Raw genomic sequence first — 26,069 nt, forward strand, 5'->3', positions numbered from 1 at the left:
AGTAGGATATATATATATATCACGTAAGTTACTTGTGTATCTAGCATTCTTACTTTATCATTTTATATAAGAGGAATTTTGTGAAGGAAAGGAATTGGAGCATGGATAAGAAAAAGATTTATAGTATACTGGCACTTCTTTTATTTATTGTAGGTGGCGTTTTAATTGCAAAACCATTTTATGATGGTTACAAAGCTGGAAAGACGCAAGATCAAAACGTACAAGCTATTAAGAAAATAAAGTATGAAAAACAAGAAACGAAATTTGTTGATGCTTCTAAAATAAATCAACCGGATTTAGCAGATGTAGCAAATGCTTCAATAGATAAAAAACAAGTTATTGGGCGTATGTCGATTCCGAGTATTGGATTAGAACTACCGATTTTAAATGGCTCAACAGAGAAAAATTTATTATCAGGTGCAGCAACAGTAAAAGAGAAACAAGAGATGGGAAAAGGGAACTATGCGCTAGCAGGCCATAACATGTCGAAAAAAGGTGTGTTATTTAGCGACATTTCGAAATTAAACAAGAATGATAAAGTATATTTATATGATAGTGAAAATGAATATGAGTATGCGGTAGAACAAGTAACACAAGTTACACCGGATAAATGGGAAGTCGTTGAAGATCATGGAAAAAATGAAGTAACCCTTATTACATGTACGTCTGTACTTGATAATTCCAAGCGATATGTAGTATCTGGGAATTTGGTGCAAACGAAAAAAATTAAATAATTAAAAAGAAAATCCACCTTCGTTGAGGGTGGATTTTCGTTCTTTTATAAGTGTTTTGTACCAAGTGACTACAAAGAGAGTATAAAGAGTTGTATAAGCAAGCGATAGAAAAAGGAGAAAATGAGTAAAAAAAGATGAGGGACAACCCCTCATCTTTTTTAGTCCATCCACTTTACTAATTTTTTTGAAATTAATAGTAAGATACATCCTAAGAAAATAGCGACAGCTCCAATAACAGCAAATACTTCTGAATATCCTAATGAAGTTGTAAAGTTTGCTAACTGTCCACCTAAAATATTAGCGACACCTGTACTTGCTAACCAAACGCCCATTAATAAAGATGCGAGTTTGACAGGAGCAAGTGCACTTACCATGGATAGTCCGACTGGAGATAAGAATAATTCACCTAATGTATGGAACAGGTAAGTAAAGACAATAAAGAGCAGGTTTGCTTTTTCTGTAATTTGTTGTTCGTTACTTCCCGTTTTTAATGCAGCAACAACAAGAACCATATAACCAATTCCAAGTAAGATCATACCAAGACCCATTTTTGTTGGAATTTTTAAATCACCGCGTTTTGTAGTAGCAAGTTTTGTCCAAAGTGCAGAAACAGCTGGTGCTAATAAAATAATAAATAGCGGGTTTACAGACTGAAACCAAGATGTTGGAATTTCCCAACCGAATATAGAGCGATCTACAAAGCTATTTGTATATAAAGTTAAAGAACTACCAGCTTGTTCAAATCCAGCCCAGAAGAAAACAACAAAACACGTTAAAACGACAATAACTGCTGTATGCTGTTTTTCTTTTTTCGTTAATGGTGTATTGCCAGCTGTTTTGTTGCCTGTACCTGTTTGTAAAGCCGCTGTTGGCTTTTTACCGATATCACCAAGAAAACGATTTGATAATGTTGTAAATAAAATTTGTCCGACAATCATCCCGATAGACGCAGCTAAAAATCCATATCGGAAACCATAATGCATAGCGCCATCTACTGTTGTTTTAAACAAATCTTCTGATAAATATCCACAAACGAGTGGAGCAAGGAATGAACCGACGTTAATTCCCATATAAAAAATCGTAAAGGCACCATCACGGCGTGGATCGTTTTCTTTATATAATTCTCCGACAAGGGTAGAAATATTTGGTTTGAAGAAACCGTTCCCGATAATAATGAGCGCTAATCCGAGGTATAGTCCTAATTGGCTTTGCAGTGCAAATAACGTAAGGTTACCAATTGCAATTGTTATACCGCCAAGTGTAATCGCTAATCGTCTACCAAGATAACGATCTGTTAAAAATCCACCGATCAATGGGGTGAAATAACATGCGCCTGTATAAAAGCCGTAAATCGTAAGTGCCCAGCTCTTACTAAAACCAAGGCCACCGTTTATTAAAGCTGTTGTTAAATATAATGTTAATAATCCTCGTAATCCGTAATAGCTAAATCGTTCCCACATTTCTGTGAAAAAGAGTAAGTACAAACCTGGAGGATGTTTCTTTTTTGGCTGTTGTTTTTTATCAAACTGTAGCGCAGCTTCCATATGTAATTCCTCCTAACCAAAACATAGTTAATAGTTTTATATGTTTAATAGTTTACTTTATTAACTTTTTAAAGTCAACAAAGGTCATTTTTTTGTAAAAAATTATTCTTATATAATGAGGGGGATGAGTATGTACGATAAAAGAAATCCCCTTTCAATAGAAAGGGGACTTCTTTTATCGAATAGCAGATGTTCCAATTACAACCGTTTTATTTTCTTTTACAGTCGTATTTTGACGAAGGCGTAACGTAGCTTGCCCTGTTGTATTAGGGGAAATTTGTACATTCACGATTTTTTCAGCGACACCTTGGTTATTTGTTGTAAATGAAAATGAATTACTATAACCGTAAGAAGAAGGCCAAATGCCGTTTTCGTTTTGAACTTTTGCTACTTGTGTGCCACCACTTGTATAAATACCTAGGGAGTAATTATTGTAAGTCGTGTTTGGTAATAAATGATTTGCTTGTATTTTTATTTGAAATACACCGCTGTTTGGAAGAATACTAGGGTGAATAAAGTTATAATCACTTGTTGAGACGTTTCCATCATCATTATTATTATTATTGCTATTATTATAGCCGTAAGAACCAGGCTTAAATGTACTTGAATTAAACCATTGATATCCTTGGTTAGGAGCGCCCCATGGTTCTGGTTGCGGCTCAGTTGATGCACTTGGTTGTTCAAATGTTTTTAATGGTGTGGGTTTGTCTAATTGTAATCCGTTTACTTGATTTAAGCTTGTATATGTTTCTTTTGTAGAAAGCCATTTTACGATATTTGTTAATAAAGTAGCGTCGCTTTCTTCTTTATATCCATCGTATGTTTTTTTAGACTGTCCTGTATCTTCACGGACATATTTTGGCGTCGCATCTTCAACAGGCGAAGAGTCACCGATAAAAGCAGCTTTCCCTAAACCAACTTTTGAAACTGCAACGTAAGGGCCTTCAGCGATGCCCCCGCCGTTATATACACCACTATCGACAGCGTTATTCCACTTAGGTAAACCTTCTGGTAAGTAAACAATTCCTTTTGCTAAATTAGGGTTTACAATTGCAATTGTTGATCCGGCATGCATGGCAACAGATGAAACACCTGTAGTAATTCCAAATGATTGATCAGGTGCTACAATTTTATTTGTAGAAACATCGCCAATGGCATTATAGCGAAAACGTACACCAAAGTTGTCTGATAGCCAATCAGAACTTTCTACACCTTGCATAGCTTGTGAAGATGCTTCTTCAGAAGACATTCCTTTTACTGGAGTTTCCCATGCTCCGCGGCGATACCCGTTGAAAACTTCTGAGGAATCCCAGCGATTTTTATTACGGTCAGCATTATAATGATCGGCTATAAAAAAGATACTGCCACCATTTTTTACATATTGCAGCATAGCGTCTTGTTCTGATTTTTTATAAGGAATGTTTGCTTCTGGAACGATAAATATGTTGTAATCTTTTAAGTCATCATATGTAATAGGTGTTGATTTACGTAGTTCTTTTACAGAGAAGCCTTTGTTTGCAATACCGTTTCCAAAATCAGAAAATCCCCCATCAATAACCCAATCAGCTGTTCCTGCTGTTTGACCGTGCGTATTATCAAATAATACTTTTTTTCCAGCGTTTTCGTTCACAATTTTTGCAGCAATTTGTGGAGCTGGATCTAAAGCGCTTTCAGCAAAAGTCGTTGAACTAAACATGGTAGCCATACTTAAAGTCATTCCTGTTGCGAGTGTGAGTTTCAGCCATTTTTGTTTCTTCATAAAAAATCCCCCTAAAGTAAGTTAAGTAAGAGTGCGATGCGCTCAACTAACTATCAAATGCCCCTACGGATAAAAGTGTCCCTGTATTACTTTAACGAAATATAATGAAAGAAAAAAGGGGGAATTTATAAATTTTTGTAAATTTAAGGTGAATTTTGTTGAGAAATATTTTTGTATACAGCAATAGAAAAGAAAAAATCCCTTCCTCATATAAGTAAGGGATTAGCATTACCCGATTTGCGAAGAAGATTTCGCTGCTTTATCTGTTGTATGAAAGCCCTTTGCATAATAAACAACTACTAAAGCGATGAGCCAAATTGGTCCAACGATTAATGCGATGCGTGTATCAGCAGAATATGCCATGATTCCTAATACTAAAACAAGGAAAGCGAGCGTAACATAGGAGCTAAGTGGGTACAATGGCAGTTTGTACGTTAATTTGCCTTGCGCCTCCTGTGATAGTCCCTTGCGGAAACGAAGCTGTGCAACTAAAATGACGCCCCAAGTCCAAATTGCTCCGAACGTGGAAATACTTGTTAGCCATGTAAATACTTTTGCCGGAACAATGTAGTTTAATGCAACGCCTATTAACAATACGAAAGCTGTTGCTAAAATTCCTTTGCTTGGAATTCCATGTTTATTTAACTGACCAAATTTTTCTGGTGCTTGTTTTTGCTGTGCTAATGTAAATAGCATACGGCCTGTACTAAAGAGACCACCATTACAAGAAGAAAGAGCAGCTGTTAAGACAACAAAGTTAATAATTCCTGCTGCTTTCGCAATGCCGATTTGTTCAAACGTTAGTACAAATGGACTTCCTTTTTCACCAATCTCATTCCATGGATAAATTGCCATCATAACGAATAAAGCACCTACATAGAAGATTAAAATGCGCCAAAAAACGTTATCAATCGCTTTAGATAATGTTTTTTTCGGGTTTTCCGCTTCTCCAGCTGTTACACCAATTAACTCTACTCCTAAGTAAGCAAATAGTACCATCTGTAATGATAAAAGAAGGCCAGAAAATCCATTTGGGAACCAACCGCCGTGTGACCAAAGATTTGAAATTCCAGTCGCTACGCCGCCGTTTCCAAAACCGAATAAAATAATACCGGTGCCAATTACGATCATACAGATAATTGTGACAATTTTAATTAAAGCAAACCAAAACTCAAGTTCTCCATACACTTTAACAGATAAAAAGTTTAATGCGGTCATTAATACAAGAGCAATTAACGCCCAAACCCAACGTTGAGTTCCTGGGAACCAATATTCCATATAAATTCCTGCCGCTGTAATTTCGGCCATACAAGTTACAACCCATAAGAACCAATAGTTCCAGCCCGTTATATAACCTGCTAGCGGACCTAAATAGTCATGTGCATATTTACTGAATGAACCTGCAACAGGTTGTTCAATTGCCATTTCTCCAAGCGCTCGCATAATGAAAAAAATCGCAAGGCCTGCAATAATATAACCGAATAAAATAGACGGTCCTGCTAGTTTAATAGCGGAAGCTGATCCTAAAAATAGTCCAACCCCAATAGCAGACCCAAGCGACATAAGGGTAATATGTCGTTGCTTTAATCCACGGTTTAAATTTTCTGTTTTGTTTGTGTGCTGCATAATAAACCTCCTTAACTAATAAGAAAAATATTGTATCCGCTTACAAATTTATTTAACTATTTAAAATTATAAAACATTTCTAACTGTTATGCTACAAAAAAAGACAATGTTTTCTGTACTATATCTATAGAACGTTAAACTTAATTTTAAAATTGGAACTATTAGCAATCGTATTGACGCCCCTTTTTAGCAATTGATAAGATTAAGTATTATATTTTTTCGTATAATAAAAGATTTATTCTATTACATAGGAAGGGTAGCTAGTATGTTTCAATTAAAAAAATACAACACTTCTGTAAAGCAGGAGGTTTTGGCGGGGATAACGACGTTTTTTACTTTTGCGTATATTCTTGTTATTAATCCGAAAATTTTATCTGATGCAGGAGTACCGTTCGATCAAGCCTTTACGGCAACAATTATTGCAACAATTATCGGAACATTGTGTATGGCATTTTTAGCAAATTATCCAATTGTTATTGCACCGGCAATGGGAATGAATGCTTATTTTGCTTATTCTGTTGTTCAAAAGGCTGAGGGAATTACATATGTGATTGCATTTTCAGCTGTATTTGTAACAGGTATTATATTTCTTTTACTTTCATTTACATCATTTCGTCAAAAGTTAATTGAAGCGATTCCGGACAGTTTAAAGCATGCGATTGCAGCAGGAATTGGTTTGTTTATTGCATTTATTGGTTTGCGTTTGTCAGGTATTATAGTAGATCATCCAACAAACTTAGTTACGATTGGAAACTTCCATTCTCTATCTGTTGTGTTAACGTTAATTGGCTTAGTGTTGGCTGCAGTATTGATGGTATTGAACGTAAGAGGTGCACTGTTTATTAGTATGGTTGTGACAGGAATTATTTCCTTTTTCACAGGACAATTAAAGTTTGAACATAAACTTGTAGAAGTTCCGCATTTACCTGAGGGAATCATTACATATAATCCAATTCAAGCTGCGGGAGATGTAATTGAATACGGATTATACGGCGTTGTCTTTTCATTTTTGCTTGTATTGTTATTTGATACAACAGGAGCGTTGCTAGGCTTAATTAAGCAGGCAGGTTTAAATACAGATAATGAAGAACGACGTTTTGGAAAAGCTTTTATTGCTGATGCAATTGGCGGAACGGTAGGGGCAATGTTTGGAACAAGTCCAACAGCAGCTACAATTGAGTCTTCTGCTGGTATTGCAGCAGGAGGTAGGACAGGATTAACAAGTATTGTTGTGATTGTTTTGACAATCATTACAGCGTTCTTTAGCCCTGTCATTGCATCTTTATCTAGTGTAGCGGCAATTACAGCGCCTTCTCTTATTATTGTCGGTGGTTTAATGGCGCAAAACGTTCGAGAGATAAATTGGAATGACTTTGAAACTGCGTTCCCAGCATTTTTTATTTTCATTGGTATTCCACTCACATCAAGTATCGCTAATGGTATAGCGCTTGGTTTCTTAATTTATCCGATTTTAAAAATTATAAAAGGAAAAGGAAGGGAAGTACATCCGCTTCTTTATGTCTTTGCAATATTATTTGGGTGTCATCTATTTTTATAATAAGTTTTAGAAAAAGAGCTTCTTGCGGGAGAAGCTCTTTTTATGTATCCATTTTCATATTTCACCACATAAGTCGCAGCTACGAAAAACACCCCATGCCCCGCACTCGCTTGCTCCTTGTGTTTTAAAACAAGGCAAGTGGAAGAAAAAGGCCCCGACCGCTACTACACACGGCCAGATGCTCTCGCCCTCCCATAAAAAAAGGGTTTTTATGTCGTTCTTTTATTGTGTCATAAACAACAAAAAGCCATCAAAACTGATAGCTTTTCATCGTTACAAAATAGCAATTGCTTGTTTCCCCATTTGTTCCCACGCTTTTTCAAATTCAGCACGTGGAATACTTTTACGCGGGCTATCGGCAAGTGGGTCATTTACATATACAGAGTTTTGATCATAACCGATAATAACGGCACTATGTTCAAAATATGTAACCATTAATTCCCCAGCATTTGTATTCCACTTTTCAAAGTTGCCCTCATCTAGCGGTTTAAAGGTTGTATTTGCAATAATCCATACTGGAGAACCAGCACTAAGTACTTTGTATAAATCCTTCACGTCTCTTCCGGATAAATCAACTGCTTTATCTGGAACGTATTTTTGTGCTAATTGAAAAATTGGCTGATGGTATACGCCATAACCTGATTCAGATTTTGTGTAAATATTCCCAACAAACCCTTCGTGTGGATTTCCTCGCACACCGTTTGCTTCAAATGGGACACCAGCAATTTCATTCGCAAGTGTCATTTTGTCCACTTTAATTCCTTTATATTGCAGTAACATTGCTAGGCTCGTCACTTCACAACCACGTTCTAATTCAGGAAGTTGTTTTATAAATGGAACATTTTCAATCATCACTTTGTCTTTCATTTCAAATGAAAAATCCACACGAAGTTCTTGGGTTTTTTGAAAAATTTTATTTTTCCCTGTTTCAATCACACCCATAACTTGCTTATTACATGCTACACCAAAAATAACACCAATACCTAAAATACATACGTATTTGACGATCCTACCCATTTCTCTAACTCCATTACATAGTTATTTTCTTACATTTTGAAAAGTGACACACTCTCCATTGTACATTTGTTTTCGTTAGTTTACTAGAATGAATATATCGGTATCATCCTAATATATGAATATATTTTTAATTTTTCCATATAAGTTGTTGTTATACAACATAACCTGTACTCGCTTGTTGCAGAACAAAGTCCTGCCCGCTTCTATGTATGGTCAGAAGCTCTCATCTCCCTTTAAAAAGAAAGGGGGGGTTTTTAATATACCGCACTAAAAATTCTAACTTTTTCAAATAAAAAGAAAAATAAATATACATTTTTAGAATATTTTGTTAAAATAAAATATATTTAACTTAGTTAAATTTCCACTAATCAAGATGAAAATAAGGGGTGAGGGGTATATGATCCAAAAGGAGAAGCAGTCAAATGAACTAAAACGTACGATGCAAAGCAGACACCTCTTCATGATTGCCCTAGGAGGCGTTATCGGAACTGGATTATTTATGGGATCTGGGCAAATTGTTCACAACGCTGGACCGGGCGGAGCTATTCTTGCCTATTTAGTCGGCGGGTTTGTTATGTATTTAACCATGCTTTGTCTTGGAGAGCTAACAGTTGCAATGCCTGAAGCAGGTTCTTTTCAAAGTTATGCTAGCAAATTTATTTCACCTGGTTTTGGATTTGTCGTTGGATGGATGTATTGGCTAAACTGGGCTGTGACTGTCGGAGTTGAATTAACGACTGTTAGTATTTTAATGAAGCGTTGGTTTCCAGATGTTGCATCTTGGATATGGTGTGTCGTATTTGCTGCCATACTCTTTATTGTAAACGCTTCATCTGCCCGTGCTTATGCTGAAACTGAGTTTTGGTTTGCGAGTGTTAAAGTAATGACGATTATTGTTTTTATTTTACTCGGCGGCGCTGTTATGCTTGGTTTATTAGACTTTAACGGTAAGCCCGCACCAATGTTCCATAACTTCACAGAAAATGGCGGATTATTTCCAAACGGACTTCCAGCTGTTCTTCTTACAATGATTACCGTTAATTTTGCGTTCCAAGGAACAGAATTAATTGGTATTGCTTCAGGTGAAAGTAAGCAACCGGAAATAACAATACCACGCGCTATAAAAAATACAATTTGGCGAACACTTTTCTTTTTCGTTCTTGCAATTACTGTAGTCGTAGGATTACTACCATGGCAAGAAGCAAATCTTGTAGAAAGCCCGTTCGTACTCGTTTTTGACACAGCTGGAATTCCTTATGCAGCAGACATTATGAACTTTGTTATTATTACAGCTGTATTATCGGTGGCAAACTCTGGGTTATACGCAAACTCTCGTATGCTTTGGGCGATGTCAAAACAAGGAATGGGAAGTCCGCGCTTCACAAAATTAACGAAAAAAGGGGTACCGATCAATGCCTTAATTTTCAGTTTAATCTTTGCCGGTCTTTCTCTTTTAACAAGTGTACTTGCCGCTGATACCGTCTTTTTAGTGTTAACATCGATTGCGGCTATGGCAGCTGTCGTTGTTTGGATGTCCATTGCTGCATCTCAATTTTTCTTTAGAAGAGAATTTATTAAGAACGGCGGGGATATACGAGATTTAAAATACCGTACGCCGCTTTATCCGCTTGTTCCTATTGCAGCGTTCTCTTTAAACTTTGTTACATTTATAAGCTTAGCGTTTATTCCAGACCAGCGCATTGCTTTATATTGCGGCATTCCATTCATGATTATTTGTTACATTTTTTATAAAGTAAAATATAAAAAAATTGTCACATTTGAACAGCAAAAAAACGTCTCATGAATTATAAACTGAATATATAGATTTTTTTTGTTATCTCATTCTATTATGAGATAACTTTTTTCTATTTATTGGATATTCTGGTATAACTTTATTTATCTTAAAATTTTAAAAATCGAGTTATGAGCTAAAAAATAGTTTACAATATTAGCAAGTTACAAATGTTTTTCAACGTAAAAACACTGCATTTGTGTCTATTTTTTAACAATATCTCAAAAACTATTGCCAACTATAAATTAATAGGTTTATATTGTTTTATTGGCATAGTTTCAATCCAAGGAGAAAGGAGATTTTCAATCGTGCAACTGAAAAAAAGAATTTGGAAGTTGGCTTCACTTCTTCCACTATCATTACTCTTGTTCCTCGGTGGATGCGAAAAAATCGCTGTATTAAATCCACAAGGACCTGTTGCAAAAACGCAGTATGATTTAATTATTTGGTCGCTCATACTGATGTCAGTAATCATTGTAGTCGTATTCGTCCTGTTTACAATTATTTTAATTCGTTACCGTGAAAAACCAGAAAATATGGACTATGAGCCACCTGATATACACGGTAATACTCTTTTAGAAGTTATTTGGACTATTTTCCCTGTTATCATCGTGATTGCATTGTCAATCCCAACAGTAAAAGCAACGTATGCAACAGAAAAGCCACCAGAGCAAACAAAAGATATTAAACCTGTTGAAATTTACGTTACATCTGCTAACTGGAAATGGTTATTCAGTTATCCTGAGGAAGGAATTGAAACCGTTAACTATTTAAATGTACCAGCAGGTGTACCAATTCAATTTAAATTAACTTCTGTTGGTCCAATGAATGCTTTCTGGGTTCCAGAACTTGGTGGAATGAAGTATACAATGGATGGCATGATTATGGATTTATTCCTACAAGCTGATAAACCAGGTTCTTACACTGGACGTAGTGCAAACTTCTCTGGTAAAGGATTTACTGACATGGAGTTTGAACTTGAAGCGAAAACAAAAGAAGAGTATGACAAATGGGTAAAAGAAGCAAAAGGTGCTCCGAAATTATCCGAAAACAAATATAAAGAAATTATCCAACCAGGTGTAGTAGGGCGTATGACATACTCTAATACACATTTAAAATATGTAGATCCAAAATCACTTGAATATTGTGATTACAACTACTACAAAAACAAAAAGTAATAACGATTATTCCAACAGATTGGAGTGAATATAGTGAAGCTTGATGAATTTTTTGTCACAGGCGATCCGATTATCTACGGTGCGGACGTATCTATTGTTCTTGTGACGTTAGGAATCATTTTTGTGCTGACAAAGTACAAAAAGTGGAGATGGCTTTGGGATGAGTGGTTAACTTCTGTTGACCATAAGAAAATTGGATTGATGTATATCATTTCAGCAATTGTAATGATGTTCCGCGGCGGTATGGATGGATTAATGATTCGTGCTCAGTTAACGTTTCCTGACACAACATATTTAAACGCTGAACACTATAATGGTATCTTTACAACACACGGTACAGTTATGATTCTCTTCATGGCAATGCCGTTTGTTATGGGACTTATGAACGTTGTTGTTCCTCTTCAAATTGGAGCACGTGACGTTGCATATCCTTTCTTAAATGCATTAAGTTTTTGGTTATTCTTCGTAGGTGCTATGTTATTTAACATCGCCTTCGTTATCGGTGGTTCTCCAGACGCTGGGTGGACATCATACTTCCCAATGGCTGGTACAGAATTTAGCCCTGGTGTAGGAAATAACTACTATGCACTTGCATTACAGATTTCAGGTCTCGGGACGCTGATGACAGGGATTAACTTCATGGTAACAATCTTAAAAATGCGTGCACCAGGCATGAAATTAATGCAAATGCCAATGTTTACATGGTCTATTTTAATTACATGTGTAATCATTATCTTTGCTTTCCCAGTATTAACAGTTGCTCTTGCATTAATGTCATTTGACCGTCTATTTGACGCTCACTTCTTTACGATGGCGAGCGGCGGTATGCCAATGCTTTGGGCGAACTTGTTCTGGGTATGGGGTCATCCTGAAGTGTATATCGTTATTTTACCGGCATTCGGTATTTTCTCTGAAATCGTAAGTACGTTCTCACGTAAACGATTATTTGGATATACAGCAATGGTTTACTCAATGGTTGCAATCGCAACTCTAAGTGGTCTTGTATGGCTGCATCACTTCTTTACAATGGGTGCAGGACCAGCAGTTAACTCATTCTTCTCGATTTCGACAATGGCGATTTCGATTCCAACGGGTGTTAAGATCTTTAACTGGCTGTTTACGCTTTATAAAGGTCGTATCCGTTTTACAGTTCCAATGCTTTGGTCATTGGCGTTTATTCCAAACTTCGTAATTGGTGGGGTTACGGGGGTTATGCTTGCGATGGCAGCAGCTGATTATCAATACCATAACAGCTACTTCCTAATCGCTCACTTCCACTACGTATTAATCGCAGGTACAGTATTCGCGATGCTTGCTGGATTTACATTCTGGTATCCAAAAATGACTGGTCATATGCTAAACGAACGCCTTGGTAAATGGACATTCTGGATCTTTATGAGCGGATTTAACATCTGTTTCTTCCCAATGTACTTCCTAGGTTTAGATGGTATGACTCGTCGTATGTACACTTACTCTGCAAACCTTGGATGGGGCGGATTAAACATAATCGCATCTATCGGTGCAGTAATGATGGCAGTTGGTTTCGCCTTATTATGCTACAACGTAGTTTATAGCATTCGTCATGGTGAGCGCGATTTAACTGGGGATCCTTGGGATGCTCGTACACTTGAGTGGGCGACACAATCTCCAGTACAACATTACAACTTCGCAAAATTACCAGAAATTAAGCATAGCGATGTATTCTGGGAAATGAAGAAAAACGGTGAGTCTATTATACCAAGACCTGAAGAATTAAAACCAATTCATATGCCAAGCAATTCAGGTGTTCCAATTATTATGTCTTGTTTTATTGGGCTTGCAGGTTTCGCATTAGTATTTAGTTGGTTCTGGTTAGCAATTGTCGGTGGTATTGGTATGTTAGGTTGTATGATCTGGCGTTCGTTTGATTACGACGACGGATACTACGTTAGCGTAGATGAAATTAAAAAGACAGAACATGTTGCATGAGAGGTGAAACGAAATGGCGGCTTTAGATAAAAGCTTACCTCTAGAATATCAATCTGAACAAAGCAGATTGAATATTTTAGGGTTTTGGATTTTCCTTGGGGCTGAAATCGTGCTATTTGCAACACTTTTCGCCTCTTACCTAGTATTAGCTGGTCGTACGGCAGACGGGCCAACACCAGCACAAATTTTCGAAGTAAAGCCTGTTATGATTGAAACACTACTACTTTTAACAAGTAGTTTCACATGCGGGATCGCAATTCATGAAATGCGTAAAGAAAACAAAAATGGTATGCTCCTATGGTTTATCATTACGTTACTATTAGGTGCTGGCTTCCTTTACATGGAGGTTGAAGAATTTATCATGTATGTGGGCCAAGGTGCTACACTACAAACAAGCGGATTCTTATCTGGATTCTTCGTTCTTCTTGGAACGCACGGTGCCCACGTAACAGGTGGTATCATTTGGGCAACTTGTGTTATTATCCAAATTTTAAAACGAGGACTGACACCAGTTACAGCTCGTAAAGTATTCATTATCAGCTTATACTGGCATTTCCTTGATGTTGTTTGGATCTTCATTTACACACTAGTTTACTTGAACGGGATGGTGGCGTAATAATGGGACGAAACAATACAAATGCTCATAGCGGATTTCCGTGGTCACACGTTTTCGGATTTATTTTATCGCTTGCATTAACGTTCCTTGCTTTATATGTAACGTTAGAGACAAGCTTGCCACTTTCAACAATCTTAACAAGTATTCTTGTAATGGCAGTGGCACAAGCAGCATTGCAATTAGTTATGTTTATGCACATGACAGAAGGAGAGGGAGTAATACAAACACTTACAATCGTATTTCACTTTTTCATTGCGGCAGTAACGGTTGTTGGTACAGTTTGGATTTTCTTCTCTATGTAATAGGCTTTCAAAAACCTGTTGGGACATTGTCTCAGCGGGTTTTTTTGTAATTATTTCTTAAGGTTCACTTCTGTGTATGGTAAAATATTACTATTATATAACTAAGGAAGTGGCAATACATGTCAATCTCAACTTTAGCCCTTTTATTACTTGGGGAAGTACTTGTTGCAATTATACTAATTGGCTTAAGCATTGAAATTTGGAGTTATGGGTGGAAAAAAACAAAGGCAGTAAAATATTCTTGTATCTTATTTTCTCTAATTATGGGAACGTGTAGTGTATTAGGACTTTGTGTCGCACCAGCTTATTTCTTTTTACAACTTATAGATAAGAACCTTTGAGTATATTGCTATTGATCATGAGCTAGAGGTTATATACAAGTTAAAAAAACTGTAACTACTCAGTACTTTATGAAAAACCGACAGAAAAGCATTTTTTTAAATGGACGAGAGGGACTGGCAATGCATAGGAGCGGTCAGGGCCTTTTCCTGCCACATGCAATGTTTAAAACAAAAGGAGAAAGCAAGTAGCGGGCATGTTGTACTCCGCATGACAGAGCTAGACAAAGATGTCCAAATATCAAAATGGATATATAATAACCTTAATTATCAGAATAATTTTATTTTAAATGATATACAAGTTATAATAACAGTTAATTTCATGAAGAAAGGGTGATTGTATATGGATCTGATCCAAGAAGCATCTATTTCAAAGGAACAGCTTATTCAGTGGAGAAGACATTTTCATATGTACCCAGAGCTTTCTTATTCTGAAGAAACAACATCTCAAATGGTTTATGATATACTGCAAACATTTCCTCATCTAGAAGTTTCGCGTCCAACGCAATATAGTGTAATGGCGCGATTGATTGGTAAGCGACCGGGACGAACAATTGCGCTTCGTGCTGATATGGATGCACTGCCTATTGAAGAGGAAAACCAGTTTGATTTTGTTTCCCGTTATAAAGGAGTTATGCATGCGTGCGGACATGATGGGCATATGGCGATGTTACTGGGAACAGCATACACACTTTCAAAAAAATATGATCAAATTGAAGGGGAAGTTCGTTTTTTATTTCAACATGCTGAGGAAAATTTTCCGGGCGGTGCACAGGAAATGGTGGACGCTGGTGTGATGGAAGGTGTTGATTGCATTATTGGTGCACATCTTTGGTCACCGCTGGAAGTTGGGAAAATTGGCGTGATATATGGTCCGGCGATGGCTGCTCCAGATGCATTTTCGATTACGATTATTGGGAAAGGTGGACATGCTGGTATTCCGCATGAAACAATTGATAGTATTGCGATTGGTACACAAGTTGTTTCTCAATTACAACAAATTGTCTCCAGGCTCACGAATCCGTTAGATTCATTGGTGTTATCGGTAACGCAGTTTCATGCAGGGACAGCTCATAATGTAATTCCTGATAGTGCGACAATTGGCGGGACAGTGAGAAGCTTACGAAATGAGCTTCGAAAGCAAACAGCAGAACGCATTGAGAAAATCGTAAAAAATATTACAGAGGCATACGATGCATCTTATACATTTACATACGAATATGGATATCGCCCGGTTGTAAATGAAGAAGCTGTAACAAGTCATGTAGAAAGTACGGCATTGCAGCTTTTAGGAAAAGAATGTGTTGTTCGTTTACAGCCAACAATGGCTGGAGAAGATTTTTCAGCGTTTTTACAAAAAGCTTCAGGTACATTTTTCTTTATAGGGGCTGGAAATGAAGAGAAAGGGATTATATATCCTCATCATCATCCACGTTTTACAATTGATGAAGATGCCTTGCCGATTGGCGTAAGCGTATTTGTTTCGTCGGTTTTGAATTTCATGAGGAATGGAAAATAAGATTGTGTTTTATTTGAGTTATCCAGTTACCAAGGGATAACTCTTTTTGTATATATTTTCTTTAAGTAGAGAAATCTAACTATATAAATTCGTTTTACATTTTCGAGATCTAAGCCGCTGCTATGCAAAATACAACAGACCGCTACTGGCTTTCTCTGCACGGCCAAATGCTCTCATTTCCCTCTAAAAAGAAATGGGTTTTTATGTCGCTTTTTTAACTTATATAACATTTTGAAACAGAAAGTTAGGTGATATATATGATTGAATTAGATACTAACTTATCGAAAATAACAAATGAAATTCGAAATAAGTTAGATTCACCTAACGACTTAATTGTGCGTGAATTCTCTCTTTCGGGGACAAATAATCGGTGTGCAGTCATCTTTTTAGTCGGACTCAGTAATAAAGACATGATTCATCGCTTTATTATTCGGCCATTGCAGTATGAAGAAATTCCTAAACAAGCACCAATTATGCAAACAGTAATGGATCAATTTTTGTCAGTTGGAGAAGTGAGTATTGCAAAGACATTTCCAGATGTTATGAATGCGCTATTAGCAGGAGAAGCAATTGTGTTACTCGATGGTATTTCTTCCGCAATAATTGTAAATTTCCGTGAATGGGAAAATCGAAGTCTCGATTCACCAGTTACTGAGACAATCATTCGCGGCCCTAATTTAGGATTTATTGAGGATGTAAATGTAAATAAAATGTTAATTCGGCGTCACATCCGCGACCCACAACTGCGTTTCCGCTCTTATGTTATGGGGAAGCGCTCACAGAAAGAAGTAACCTTAGTTTACATTGAAGATATTATTAATCCTTATATTGTAGAGGAGTTACATAAGAGAATTCAATCTATTGAAACTGATATTATTTTTGAAACAGGAACGATTGAACAATTGATACAAGATAATAATTTATCCCCGTTTCCTCAATTTTTAAATACAGAAAGACCAGATAATGTCGTGGCATCACTTGCAAAAGGAAAAGCAGCTATTTTAGTAGACGGTTCTCCATTTGCATTAATTGCTCCGATGGTAATGATTGATATGTTTCAATCACCGGAGGATCATTATGAACGTTGGATGATCGGAACGTTGTTAAGAGGACTTCGAATATTAGCGGGCATGATTGCGATTTTATTGCCGGCTATGTATGTAGCTCTTGTCTCTTATCATCAAGGGCTTATTCCTTCTACTCTTGCCTATTCAATTGCTGGAGCAAGAGAAGGTGTCCCATTCCCAGCGTATATCGAGACACTCATCATGGCGTTCACAATGGAACTGATTCGCGAAGCTGGAATTCGTCTTCCTAAGCCGATGGGGCAAACGATTGGAATTGTAGGAGGCCTTGTTATTGGAGAGGCTGCTGTAAGTGCTGGGATTGTAAATCCATTTCTTGTCATTATTATTGCCGTCACAGCGATAGCTACATTTTCATTGCCAGTATATAGCATTACGATTACTTTTCGTATTTTACTATTTGCATTTATTTTAGCTGCTACAGTCTTCGGGTTGTATGGAATTATTTTAGGATTAATTGCATTAGCAATTCACATCGTCAATTTAACGAGTGTTGGAGTACCATATTCAGCGCCGATTGCACCTGCTTTTTATAAAGATTGGAAGGAGGATGTGGCTCGTTTGCCTAAAGCGATGTTAAAAGAAAGACCGGAGTATCTACAACCGAAAGATAAAACGTTGCGTTCGAAGAGGAGAGAATAAAGTGAAACCATTTGAGTATGGAGATGAAAAAATTGGTACTCGTGAACTCGGTTTTGCTGTATCTTCTACCATTATTGGTACAGGTGCACTTTCTATGCCGCGCGTTATGGCAACCCATGCCCTTTTTGCAGATGGATGGGTTCTTTTACTCATAGGTGGATTAACAAGTGCTTGTTTTGCATGGTTCATCATGAAGGTTGCCATTTTATTTCCGAAACAAAATTTTGTTCAATATGCGAGTGTATATGTAACGAAGCCGATCGCTTATATGCTAAGTATAATTTTAATACTAACATTTACAGGAATTACGGCTTATGAAGCGCGAACAATTTCTATTATTTCTCAAACATATTTATTTAGCGATACACCTGTTCAGCTTTTGTCTTTTTTTTATTTGCTTGTTGTTGTTTATGGTGTTTGTGGATCTAGGGCAGGATTATTAAGACTTAGTGTTCTGTTTTTGCCGATTGTTTTTATTGCTATTATTCTGTTATCGCTGTTAAATGTTAATTTAATGGAATTTGAAAATGTATCTCCATTTTTTCAAACTAAACTTAGTAAATATGTGGGAGGGGTCAGAGAAACGGCCTTTACATTTATTGGGTTTGAGGTAGGTTTTTTCTATGCTGCTATACTAAAATCAACGAAAAAGGCCCCTCAGGCAGTAGTGAAAGGGGTTATGGTCACTGTTTTATCCTATATATTAATTTATGTTACTTGTATAAGTGTATTTACGTATTTAACAACTAGCACTTTAACATATCCAACAATTGAACTTGGAAAAGAGATTGAAATAGGAGGATTTTTAGAAAGGTTTGATGCTATTTTTTTTATCACATGGATTATTACTATTTTTAATACAACTGCATTATATTATGATGTTGCTATTTTTTTATTCTGTTCCATGTTTCCTGCAATAAAAAAACAAACATTTATTTTTATTAGTGCTCCTATCATTTATGTTGTAAATATGATTCCAGGTAATTTGGATGTGATAAATAAGTACGGTACATATTTAGCTTGGGTTGATATGGCTGTTATGTTTGTTGTTACGTTTCTTATTTTTATTCTTTATAAAATAAAAGGAGGGGGAACGAAAAATGAAACCTCTTCTTAGCGTAATGAGTTGTATATGTTTTGTTTTCGTTATAAGCGGCTGCTCAGAACGGCAGGAAATTGAAGAAAGAGGATTTGTTGTTGGGGTCGCATTAGATAAGGGGACTAATAAAGGTGAAAAAAGTGAAACAACAACTACTAGTCGTTCTCCTCTTGTAAAAGGAACATATCAAATTGTGTTACCTAGCTCTTTAACGCAGCAGGAAATGAAAGACGGCGAGAAAAACTATATTAATATTAATGCAACGGCCGATAGTGTATTTGCTCAAATTCGTATTATTTCTAAGAAAATAAGCCGTTCTTTATTTTTTCCTCATATAGAAGCGCTCATTCTTTCTGAGGACTTATTAAAAAAACCTTTCGTTTTAGAAGATACATTAGATGTGTTTTTTCGTGATCATGAGATGCGCAGGAACATTCGCATTTTCGTCTCAAAAGGAAGAGCGGAAGACATATTAAAACAGAGTGCGAAACCAGAAAATTTACCGGCTAAATATGTAAGTATGATATCAGATCATGCCCGGAAAAATGCCCAAATGTTAGAAGCGGTTCGAATTGGTGATTTACAACAGAAAATGTCTGCTAGCAGAAGTTTTGTTCTTCCAGTCTTAGGACTAACGCGTCAGGGGATTAAAATGGAAGGAGCAGCTGTATTTCGCGGGAAAGACAAAAAGCTTGTAGGTAGGCTAAATGGGATGGAAACATTAGGACTAAATTATATGATTGGGAAAAAAGTAGGAGGTTTTTTTAAAATCAAAAGAGGAAATCAACATATTGTATTTGAAGTTCGTGAGATGCGCCGGAAAATTCATGCATTCTTATCGGATCCTACAAAACCTAAATTTGTAATTGATGTATATTTAGCTGGGACATTAGCAGAAGTTTATTTAAGGAAAGATAATAAGGCGATGAGTGACAAGGAAATGAGTAAATACCTTGCAAAGGAAATGGAAAAACAGCTACAAAAAACAGTTAAAGTTGCTCAAAAAGATTTGAAAGTAGATGTACTTGGGATAGGGGAGTATTACAAGCGCAAAAATTATAAGAAATGGATAAAAGTTAAAAAAAATTGGGATCAAGGCCAGAATTATTTTAGTACTAGTAATATCACTGTTCGTGTACATCCAAGTATTGAACATACAGGGTCTGTGTTACCGATAAGAAATGAGTAAAGGAGTAGTGTCATGTTTACAACTTTAGGGCTTATATGTACGGTTTTAATGGCAACTCTCCCATATACAGCTTATTTTCTTCATAAGAAAATGCAAGAATATGGTGCGCAACCTTGGCAAAAACAAATGCAGCAAAAAAAGAAATCTGAATAAGGTAGAGGGGACTGAAAAAGTCCGTTTCAAAATAAACAGAAGATAACCATCTACGCTGTGCTGGTTATCTTCTGTTTGTTTTCTTTATATAACTGGGATTGTTATTCATGACTCCAAGCTGTAATACGTACTATATGAGTCCTAACCAGTTTATTAATTGTGCGGAAAGGAATGTAACAACAATGGCAATTACAGTAGGAATTGCAAATGAAAGAAATGTCCATTTTGCACTTTTTGTTTCTTTATATATATTCACTAATGTTGTGCCGCACGGGAAATGAAGAAGAGAGAACAGCATCATATTTAATGCAGTTAGCCAAGTCCAACCGTGATCGAGAAATAACTGTTTAATTTGTGTTAAATCTTCTAACTCTGTTAATGAACCTGTTGATAAATAAGCCATTAATAAAATTGGAACAACGATTTCGTTTGCTGGTAAGCCAAGAATAAATGCTGCTAAAATATATCCATCAAGCCCAAGTAATTTTGCAAACGGATCTAAAAAGTTCACGATATACATAAGAAGACTTGTGTCTCCAATAAATACGTTTGCTAATATCCATGTTAATACTGCTGCTGGTGCTGCGACGATAACAGCACGTTTTAGAACGTATATGGATTTATCAAGTGTTGCACGTACAATCGTATCCCAAACTTTAGGCTTTCTATAAGGTGGTAATTCTAGTGTGTAGTGGGTCGGGACACCTTTTAAAGCTGTTTTTGAGAGTACCCATGATACGGTTAAAGTTACGATAATACCAATTACAACCATGCCGACAACAACACCGGACGTTACAAGTGTTTGCATACCACCCGTATATCCAGCAGCCATGAATAAAGATGCTAATAAAATAAGTGTTGGCCACCTGCCATTACAAGGAACAAAGTTATTTGTTAAGATTGCGAGCATACGTTCACGTGGCGATTCGATAATACGCGTCGACATAATTGCAGCTGCGTTACATCCGAATCCCATTGCCATTGTTAGCGATTGCTTCCCATGTGCTCCGGCACGTTTAAAGAGGCGGTCCATGTTAAAAGCAACGCGCGGTAAGTAACCGTAGTTTTCCAATAAAGCAAACATTGGAAAGAAAATAGCCATTGGCGGTAACATAACACTAATAACAGCTCCTGTTCCGCGGAATAAACCGAGAATAAGAATCCCATGTAGCCATTTTGGGGCATTCATTGCTTGGAACCAAGTTGTTAAATAACCTTCTGCCCATCCGAAAAATTCAGCAATCATATCAGAAGGAACGTTAGCTCCTGCAATTGTAAGGTAAAAAATAATAGATAAAATAGCAATCATAATCGGGAAGCCGAATATAGGAGAAGTAAAAATTTTATCGAGCTTCTCGGAACGATATAATTTATTTTTATCTGTATATTGAACAGAATCCTTACAAATATGAGCTGAAGCACGATATATATCACCGACAATTTCATCACGAATGTCTTCTTTAACAAGTGTTTGTGCATGCTGCACGATATAGTCTAACGGAAGAGCTTTACTAGTTGAATGAGATTCCATTCATTACGACCTCCCTTACAAGTGGTTCTTCATGATGTTTTTGAAGAGATTCTAAGAAATTCTTGTCACCATCTAAAATGCGAAGTGCAATCCAGCGAGTAGGATAAGAGTCTCCAAAAACTTTATATATTTGCGGCTTGAGTTCTTGGATCATCTTTTCTATTTTCGCGTTATAAGTAATTTGAAAAGGAGTAGGAATTAATTTTCTATTTACTACTTTTTCAATTGTATTTAGCAACTGACCGATTCCGCTTTTGTTGCGGGCAGAAATTTTCACAACAGGAACTCCAAGCGATTTTGCTAATTTTTTCTCATCGATTATAATGCCTTTCTTTTCTGCTTCATCAATTAAATTCACACATATAATCACTTCTTTTGTCATTTCCATTACTTGCAAGGCTAAGTTCAAATTTCTTTCCATTGCAGTAGCATCAACAACAACAACTGTTACCTCTGGTTTTTCAAAAATAATATAGTCACGTGCCACTTCTTCATCAGCAGAATTTGAGTATAAGGAATATGTTCCTGGCAAATCGATTACAGTATAGAGGTTTCCACGATGTTCATATTCACCTTCAGCTTTTAATACCGTTTTCCCTGTCCAATTTCCAGTATGCTGTTTTAATCCGGTCAACGTATTAAATAATGTGCTTTTTCCTGTGTTTGGATTCCCGGCTAATGCGATGCGATGTTTCTTCATTGTGAATCATCTCCTATTAAGTTTCCTAATATGAGAGAGCTCTCTTCATTTCGAAGCGCGATTGTTGTATTGCTTACTTGATATGCAGTGGGATCGCCAAGTGGGCTCTTTTGTAATACTTTAATTGTTGCACCTGGAATGAACCCTAAATCTAGTAGACGGCGTTTCATCGTTCCTTCTAATTTGATTTTTTCAATTTGTACGAGCTGACCTGTTTTAAAAGTAGAAAGTGGTTGAGTTTTAACCGATGTCATAAGAGTTACCTCACCTCTATTTTTTTAGTACGAGTTCAAAAAGTTTCCCTAGGGAAACTTTTTATTAATATTATACTAGATGATAGTGAACGCTGTTGTCAATTGTTACTTTAGAAATATTCAATTATTTCTTTAATTGTTCCAATTGATCATGTTATTTGTGGGCAGTAAACACTCGAATCTCAAGAAGGTGATATATATAAGTTAAAAAAACGACATATATGTCGAAACACGAAAATGGATATATACCTGTTATTTCATCGTGTGCTAAGGTTTTAAGTGTTTTAACAGGAGAAACGTAGAATTTTTGTGAAAATAATTTTAAGAAGATTGTAGAAGTATATATTGAAATTTACATTCAATTTACATTATTAAAACTAAATTTACAATGGATGCTGTTTCTTAAGGTTTTTCACTTTTTTTTGTAGAAAAACAATGAATATATATAGCTTTTTCTAAAAATATACTGTCTTTACTTAAAATTAAAAAACGCTTAACACTGACATAATATTATTATTCTACAATGAATTTGTATTACGGATTATGCACACAATAACGTGGAAATGAAAAGTGATAATTAAATGGGGGTACAAAACATGGTTATGAAAAAAGGCTTGAAATTTTCTTTAGCGGCATTAGTAGTTGCTGGTGCGTTAGTAGGGTGCGGGAAATCAGAAAGCACAAAGGAAACTGCTAAAGGTGGTAATGAAGCGAAGCAAGAATTATCGGGTACAATTACAGCGGCTGGTTCTACGGCACTTCAACCACTTGCAGAAGAGGCAGCTAAAGAATTTATGGACAAAAATTCAAAAGTATCAATTACAGTTCAAGGCGGCGGTAGTGGAACTGGAATTAACCAAGTAGCTTCTGGTGCTGTTCAAGTTGGTAATTCCGATGTTCCTGCTGCGGATAAAATAAAAGAAGCAGATAAAGCGAAAGAATTAGTAGATAACAAAGTTGCAGGTATCGCATTTGCGTTAGTAGTAAATAAAGATGTAAAGGTTGATAATTTAACATTAAAACAAGTGCAAGATATTTTCTCTGGTAAAGTTACAAACTGGAAAGATGTTGGCGGAAAAGATGAAAAAATCAATATAGTTAATCGTCCAGCAGCTTCTGGTACACGTGCTACATTTGAAAAAACAGTTATGAAAGATGTGAAAATTAACGATGCTACAGGTACAACACAAGATTCAAATGGTGCAGTAGAGCAAGCAATTAATTCTACACCAGGATCTGTTAGCTACTTAGCTATGTCCTACATGACTGGTGATAAAAAAGGATCGCTAAAAACATTAAAAATTGATGGTGTAGAACCAAAAACTGAAAATATTTCTGCTGGTAAATATCCGTTCTGGTCTTATGAATACATGATTACAAAAGGTGAAGCAAAAGATGCAACAAAAGGCTACATTGATTATGTAAAAGGTAAAGACTTTGAAAAGAAAGTAGAAGAGATGGGTTACATCCCAATGTCTAAATTAAAGCAATAATATAAAGCGGGGCTGGCTGTTTAGCCAGTCCTGTTCATTTCAATATATGAAGTGAGGTTGTGGTCTTGTGATGAAGGGGAAAAAACAAATTAACTACGTAAAAAGTGAATATATTGGAAGAACACTTGTAACGCTTTGTGGTTTATTAATTGTTGCTATTACATTAGCTATTATCGCATTCATTTGTGCAAAAGGAATTCAATCATTTACACAAAGTAATATCTCGATTTCAGAAGTGTTTACATCAACAAAATGGGCGCCGAATGATGGAAATGGAAGTTTTGGAGCTGTTATTTTCATAGTTGGATCTACGCTAGTGTCGCTTGGGGCAGTAATCATTAGTGCGCCAATTGCGATTGCACTTGCAGTGTTTATGAATTTAATTTCTCCGAAGTTTGGAAACAAGGTGTTAAAACCAGTTTTAGAATTGTTGGTAGGGATCCCATCTGTTGTATATGGTTTACTAGGGGTTACGATTTTAATTCCGATCTTACGAGATTCATTTGGTGGTGTAGGATTTAGTTTAATTGCCGGTATTATTGTATTAAGTATTATGATTTTGCCAACGATTGCAAGTATTGCTTCTGATGCAATTCGTTCGGTTCCTTTTGAGTATTTAGAAGCCTCTTATGGTTTAGGATCGACGAAGTGGCAAGCGATTAGTCGTATTATTGTTCCGGCTGCAAAACAAGGTATTTTAACAGGGGTTGTTCTTGGATTAGCTCGATCTTTCGGGGAAGCATTAGCAGTGCAAATGGTAATAGGAAATACAATAAAATTACCGGAAGGAATTTATAGTCCAACTTCAACTTTAACGGGTATTTTGACAATGGATATGACAAATACGTTAAATGGAACAGCCTGGAATAATGCGCTATGGACGTTAGCGATGATACTACTTTTGATTTCTTTCCTATTTATTGTAGTAATTCGAGCGATTGGCCAAAGAGGTGAAAGATAACGATGAATGCTAGAACAGTTAATAGTATATGGACAGGTATTTTATATGCAGTTGCCTTCTTTATAGTCACTTTACTTGTTTTTCTTGTATATGAAATTTTACAAAAAGGTTGGGGGTTTTGGGATCCGAGTTTTTTATTTGGAGAGCCGAGTAATACAAGAGCAGGAGGGGGAATTGGACCTCAATTATTTAACTCCTTTTACATGCTTGTTATTACATTGATTATCTCAATTCCTTTAGGCCTCGGTGCAGGAATTTACTTGGCGGAATATGCAAAGCAAGGTCGTTTTTTAAATTTTGTGCGCTTATGCATTGAGACAATGGCTTCCTTACCTTCTATTGTAGTTGGTCTATTTGGATTGCTTGTGTTCGTTACAACGGCAGGTTGGGGATATACTGTTATGGGCGGAGCTTTAGCCTTAACAATTTTAAATTTACCAGGTTTAACACGCGTTTGTGAAAATGCAATGACAGAAATTCCAACGAATGTGAAAGAAGCAAGTCTTGGATTAGGTGCAACAAAGTGGCAAACAATTGTAAGAATTATGCTTCCAACTGCATTGCCGCAAATTATTACAGGTGTAATTTTAGCGGCTGGACGTATTTTTGGTGAAGCGGCGGCACTCATTTACACAGCTGGATTAACATCACCAATTTTAAACTCGGCAGCGGACTTTTCAAGCCCTTCACATCCATTAAATCCATTTCGACCAGCAGAAACATTAGCTGTGCATATTTGGAAGTTAAATTCTGAGGGAATTATCCCTGACGCGAAACTAATTGCAACAAAATCAGCAGCAGTATTAATTATTATGGTATTACTATTCAATATTATTGCGCGCTTTACAGCATCTGTACTCCATAAGCGCTTTACTGGTACGAAAAAATCACGCAAAAATAATAAAGTAAAAGCAGCATAACGTTTTGTATCTTAATATATAAGTTAAAAAAATGACATAAACCCTTTTCTTTTAGGGGGGGACGAGATGATCTGGCCGTGCATAGAAGCGG

23 protein-coding genes are annotated in these 26,069 nt (G+C 36.4%); 16 read left to right on the top strand and 7 right to left on the bottom strand.

The genetic code is table 11. The annotated features are described in order from the left end of the window. Window positions 1-101: 101 nt before the first annotated feature. Window positions 102-734, top strand: coding sequence for a class A sortase (locus V7024_RS17415; RefSeq protein WP_335522224.1), 633 nt, complete (start codon window positions 102-104; stop codon window positions 732-734). A gap of 158 nt (window positions 735-892) precedes the next feature. Here the strand turns inward: V7024_RS17415 and V7024_RS17420 are convergent, their stop codons facing one another. The 3 genes from V7024_RS17420 to V7024_RS17430 all read right to left on the bottom strand — a co-directional run bounded on the left by V7024_RS17420 (window position 893) and on the right by V7024_RS17430 (window position 5,663). Then, on the bottom strand, window positions 893-2,278 hold the full coding sequence (locus V7024_RS17420; RefSeq protein WP_335522180.1) for a peptide MFS transporter: 1,386 nt from the start codon (window positions 2,276-2,278) through the stop codon (window positions 893-895). A 175-nt stretch (window positions 2,279-2,453) separates the two neighbouring features. Further along, window positions 2,454-4,037, bottom strand: a complete 1,584-nt coding sequence (locus V7024_RS17425; RefSeq protein WP_335522182.1) for a DNA-binding protein — start codon at window positions 4,035-4,037, stop codon at window positions 2,454-2,456. 228 nt (window positions 4,038-4,265) lie between these two features. Continuing rightward, a complete protein-coding gene (locus V7024_RS17430; protein WP_335522185.1) occupies window positions 4,266-5,663 on the bottom strand; it encodes an amino acid permease in 1,398 nt (465 codons plus the stop codon). 265 nt (window positions 5,664-5,928) lie between these two features. On the opposite strand from V7024_RS17430, the gene V7024_RS17435 reads away from it, so the two are divergent. Further along, complete coding sequence (locus V7024_RS17435) at window positions 5,929-7,221, top strand: NCS2 family permease (protein WP_335522187.1); 1,293 nt, start codon at window positions 5,929-5,931, stop codon at window positions 7,219-7,221. 273 nt (window positions 7,222-7,494) lie between these two features. On the opposite strand, the gene V7024_RS17440 is transcribed toward V7024_RS17435, so the two are convergent. After that, window positions 7,495-8,238 (bottom strand): C39 family peptidase, encoded by a 744-nt coding sequence (locus tag V7024_RS17440; protein WP_335522189.1) that lies wholly within the window; start codon window positions 8,236-8,238, stop codon window positions 7,495-7,497. A 397-nt stretch (window positions 8,239-8,635) separates the two neighbouring features. Here V7024_RS17440 and V7024_RS17445 point away from each other — a divergent pair, with 397 nt between their 5' ends. The 11 genes from V7024_RS17445 (at window position 8,636) to V7024_RS17495 (ending at window position 20,119) form a co-directional block, all read left to right on the top strand. Next, on the top strand, window positions 8,636-10,042 hold the full coding sequence (locus tag V7024_RS17445; RefSeq protein ID WP_335522190.1) for an amino acid permease: 1,407 nt from the start codon (window positions 8,636-8,638) through the stop codon (window positions 10,040-10,042). 296 nt (window positions 10,043-10,338) lie between these two features. Next, complete coding sequence (gene qoxA, locus V7024_RS17450; protein WP_098917166.1) at window positions 10,339-11,208, top strand: cytochrome aa3 quinol oxidase subunit II; 870 nt, start codon at window positions 10,339-10,341, stop codon at window positions 11,206-11,208. A 33-nt stretch (window positions 11,209-11,241) separates the two neighbouring features. After that, window positions 11,242-13,176 (top strand): cytochrome aa3 quinol oxidase subunit I, encoded by a 1,935-nt coding sequence (gene qoxB, locus V7024_RS17455; RefSeq protein WP_335522193.1) that lies wholly within the window; start codon window positions 11,242-11,244, stop codon window positions 13,174-13,176. Window positions 13,177-13,189: 13 nt separating this feature from the next. Beyond that, window positions 13,190-13,792, top strand: coding sequence for a cytochrome aa3 quinol oxidase subunit III (gene qoxC, locus V7024_RS17460; RefSeq protein WP_098917168.1), 603 nt, complete (start codon window positions 13,190-13,192; stop codon window positions 13,790-13,792). Window positions 13,793-13,794: 2 nt separating this feature from the next. Beyond that, entirely contained in the window at window positions 13,795-14,094 is a 300-nt protein-coding gene (qoxD, locus tag V7024_RS17465) for a cytochrome aa3 quinol oxidase subunit IV (RefSeq protein ID WP_335522196.1), read from the top strand. Between the two features lie 119 nt (window positions 14,095-14,213). Then, window positions 14,214-14,435: a DUF4022 family protein gene (locus V7024_RS17470; protein WP_335522198.1), complete on the top strand. Its 222-nt coding sequence runs from the start codon at window positions 14,214-14,216 to the stop codon at window positions 14,433-14,435. A 340-nt stretch (window positions 14,436-14,775) separates the two neighbouring features. Next, window positions 14,776-15,951: a M20 family metallopeptidase gene (locus tag V7024_RS17475; protein ID WP_335522200.1), complete on the top strand. Its 1,176-nt coding sequence runs from the start codon at window positions 14,776-14,778 to the stop codon at window positions 15,949-15,951. A 257-nt stretch (window positions 15,952-16,208) separates the two neighbouring features. Then, window positions 16,209-17,678, top strand: coding sequence for a spore germination protein (locus tag V7024_RS17480; RefSeq protein ID WP_335522201.1), 1,470 nt, complete (start codon window positions 16,209-16,211; stop codon window positions 17,676-17,678). 1 nt (window position 17,679) lies between these two features. After that, window positions 17,680-18,795: a GerAB/ArcD/ProY family transporter gene (locus V7024_RS17485; protein ID WP_335522204.1), complete on the top strand. Its 1,116-nt coding sequence runs from the start codon at window positions 17,680-17,682 to the stop codon at window positions 18,793-18,795. Further along, entirely contained in the window at window positions 18,779-19,966 is a 1,188-nt protein-coding gene (locus tag V7024_RS17490; protein WP_335522206.1) for a Ger(x)C family spore germination protein, read from the top strand. Before V7024_RS17485 ends, V7024_RS17490 begins: the two co-directional genes overlap by 17 nt. Window positions 19,967-19,978: 12 nt before the next feature. Continuing rightward, the gene (locus V7024_RS17495) at window positions 19,979-20,119 is read left to right on the top strand and encodes a hypothetical protein (RefSeq protein ID WP_335522208.1); all 141 of its coding nucleotides are present in this window, start codon (window positions 19,979-19,981) and stop codon (window positions 20,117-20,119) included. Between the two features lie 130 nt (window positions 20,120-20,249). Here the strand turns inward: V7024_RS17495 and V7024_RS17500 are convergent, their stop codons facing one another. Genes V7024_RS17500 through V7024_RS17510 form a run of 3 tightly spaced genes read right to left on the bottom strand, consistent with a single transcriptional unit; the run spans window position 20,250 to window position 22,604 of the window. Beyond that, on the bottom strand, window positions 20,250-21,650 hold the full coding sequence (locus V7024_RS17500; RefSeq protein WP_335522210.1) for a nucleoside recognition domain-containing protein: 1,401 nt from the start codon (window positions 21,648-21,650) through the stop codon (window positions 20,250-20,252). Beyond that, the gene (locus V7024_RS17505) at window positions 21,631-22,350 is read right to left on the bottom strand and encodes a FeoB small GTPase domain-containing protein (RefSeq protein WP_335522212.1); all 720 of its coding nucleotides are present in this window, start codon (window positions 22,348-22,350) and stop codon (window positions 21,631-21,633) included. Before V7024_RS17505 ends, V7024_RS17500 begins: the two co-directional genes overlap by 20 nt. After that, window positions 22,347-22,604 carry a FeoA family protein gene (locus V7024_RS17510; protein ID WP_335522214.1) on the bottom strand — a complete coding sequence of 86 codons (258 nt, stop codon included), beginning with the start codon at window positions 22,602-22,604 and terminating at the stop codon, window positions 22,347-22,349. Before V7024_RS17510 ends, V7024_RS17505 begins: the two co-directional genes overlap by 4 nt. A 596-nt stretch (window positions 22,605-23,200) precedes the next feature. Between V7024_RS17510 and V7024_RS17515 the strand changes: the two genes are divergently transcribed. The 3 genes from V7024_RS17515 (at window position 23,201) to pstA (ending at window position 25,978) form a co-directional block, all read left to right on the top strand. Continuing rightward, a complete protein-coding gene (locus V7024_RS17515; RefSeq protein WP_335522216.1) occupies window positions 23,201-24,097 on the top strand; it encodes a phosphate ABC transporter substrate-binding protein PstS family protein in 897 nt (298 codons plus the stop codon). A gap of 70 nt (window positions 24,098-24,167) precedes the next feature. Continuing rightward, complete coding sequence (gene pstC / locus V7024_RS17520) at window positions 24,168-25,058, top strand: phosphate ABC transporter permease subunit PstC (RefSeq protein ID WP_335522218.1); 891 nt, start codon at window positions 24,168-24,170, stop codon at window positions 25,056-25,058. 2 nt (window positions 25,059-25,060) lie between these two features. Next, window positions 25,061-25,978, top strand: coding sequence for a phosphate ABC transporter permease PstA (gene pstA / locus V7024_RS17525; RefSeq protein ID WP_335522220.1), 918 nt, complete (start codon window positions 25,061-25,063; stop codon window positions 25,976-25,978). Window positions 25,979-26,069: the final 91 nt, after the last annotated feature.

The sequence above is a fragment of the Bacillus sp. JJ864 genome (assembly GCF_036963045.1).
Lineage (GTDB): Bacteria > Bacillota > Bacilli > Bacillales > Bacillaceae_G > Bacillus_A > Bacillus_A pseudomycoides_C.

Coding starts and splice junctions, on each gene's coding strand:
- V7024_RS17415 (WP_335522224.1), top strand. CDS start 102: ATGGATAAGAAAAAGATTTATAGTATACTGGCACTTCTTTTATTTATT.
- V7024_RS17420 (WP_335522180.1), bottom strand. CDS start 2,278: ATGGAAGCTGCGCTACAGTTTGATAAAAAACAACAGCCAAAAAAGAAA.
- V7024_RS17425 (WP_335522182.1), bottom strand. CDS start 4,037: ATGAAGAAACAAAAATGGCTGAAACTCACACTCGCAACAGGAATGACT.
- V7024_RS17430 (WP_335522185.1), bottom strand. CDS start 5,663: ATGCAGCACACAAACAAAACAGAAAATTTAAACCGTGGATTAAAGCAA.
- V7024_RS17435 (WP_335522187.1), top strand. CDS start 5,929: ATGTTTCAATTAAAAAAATACAACACTTCTGTAAAGCAGGAGGTTTTG.
- V7024_RS17440 (WP_335522189.1), bottom strand. CDS start 8,238: ATGGGTAGGATCGTCAAATACGTATGTATTTTAGGTATTGGTGTTATT.
- V7024_RS17445 (WP_335522190.1), top strand. CDS start 8,636: ATGATCCAAAAGGAGAAGCAGTCAAATGAACTAAAACGTACGATGCAA.
- qoxC (WP_098917168.1), top strand. CDS start 13,190: ATGGCGGCTTTAGATAAAAGCTTACCTCTAGAATATCAATCTGAACAA.
- qoxD (WP_335522196.1), top strand. CDS start 13,795: ATGGGACGAAACAATACAAATGCTCATAGCGGATTTCCGTGGTCACAC.
- V7024_RS17470 (WP_335522198.1), top strand. CDS start 14,214: ATGTCAATCTCAACTTTAGCCCTTTTATTACTTGGGGAAGTACTTGTT.
- V7024_RS17475 (WP_335522200.1), top strand. CDS start 14,776: ATGGATCTGATCCAAGAAGCATCTATTTCAAAGGAACAGCTTATTCAG.
- V7024_RS17480 (WP_335522201.1), top strand. CDS start 16,209: ATGATTGAATTAGATACTAACTTATCGAAAATAACAAATGAAATTCGA.
- V7024_RS17490 (WP_335522206.1), top strand. CDS start 18,779: ATGAAACCTCTTCTTAGCGTAATGAGTTGTATATGTTTTGTTTTCGTT.
- V7024_RS17495 (WP_335522208.1), top strand. CDS start 19,979: ATGTTTACAACTTTAGGGCTTATATGTACGGTTTTAATGGCAACTCTC.
- V7024_RS17500 (WP_335522210.1), bottom strand. CDS start 21,650: ATGGAATCTCATTCAACTAGTAAAGCTCTTCCGTTAGACTATATCGTG.
- V7024_RS17505 (WP_335522212.1), bottom strand. CDS start 22,350: ATGAAGAAACATCGCATCGCATTAGCCGGGAATCCAAACACAGGAAAA.
- V7024_RS17510 (WP_335522214.1), bottom strand. CDS start 22,604: ATGACATCGGTTAAAACTCAACCACTTTCTACTTTTAAAACAGGTCAG.
- V7024_RS17515 (WP_335522216.1), top strand. CDS start 23,201: ATGGTTATGAAAAAAGGCTTGAAATTTTCTTTAGCGGCATTAGTAGTT.
- pstC (WP_335522218.1), top strand. CDS start 24,168: ATGAAGGGGAAAAAACAAATTAACTACGTAAAAAGTGAATATATTGGA.
- pstA (WP_335522220.1), top strand. CDS start 25,061: ATGAATGCTAGAACAGTTAATAGTATATGGACAGGTATTTTATATGCA.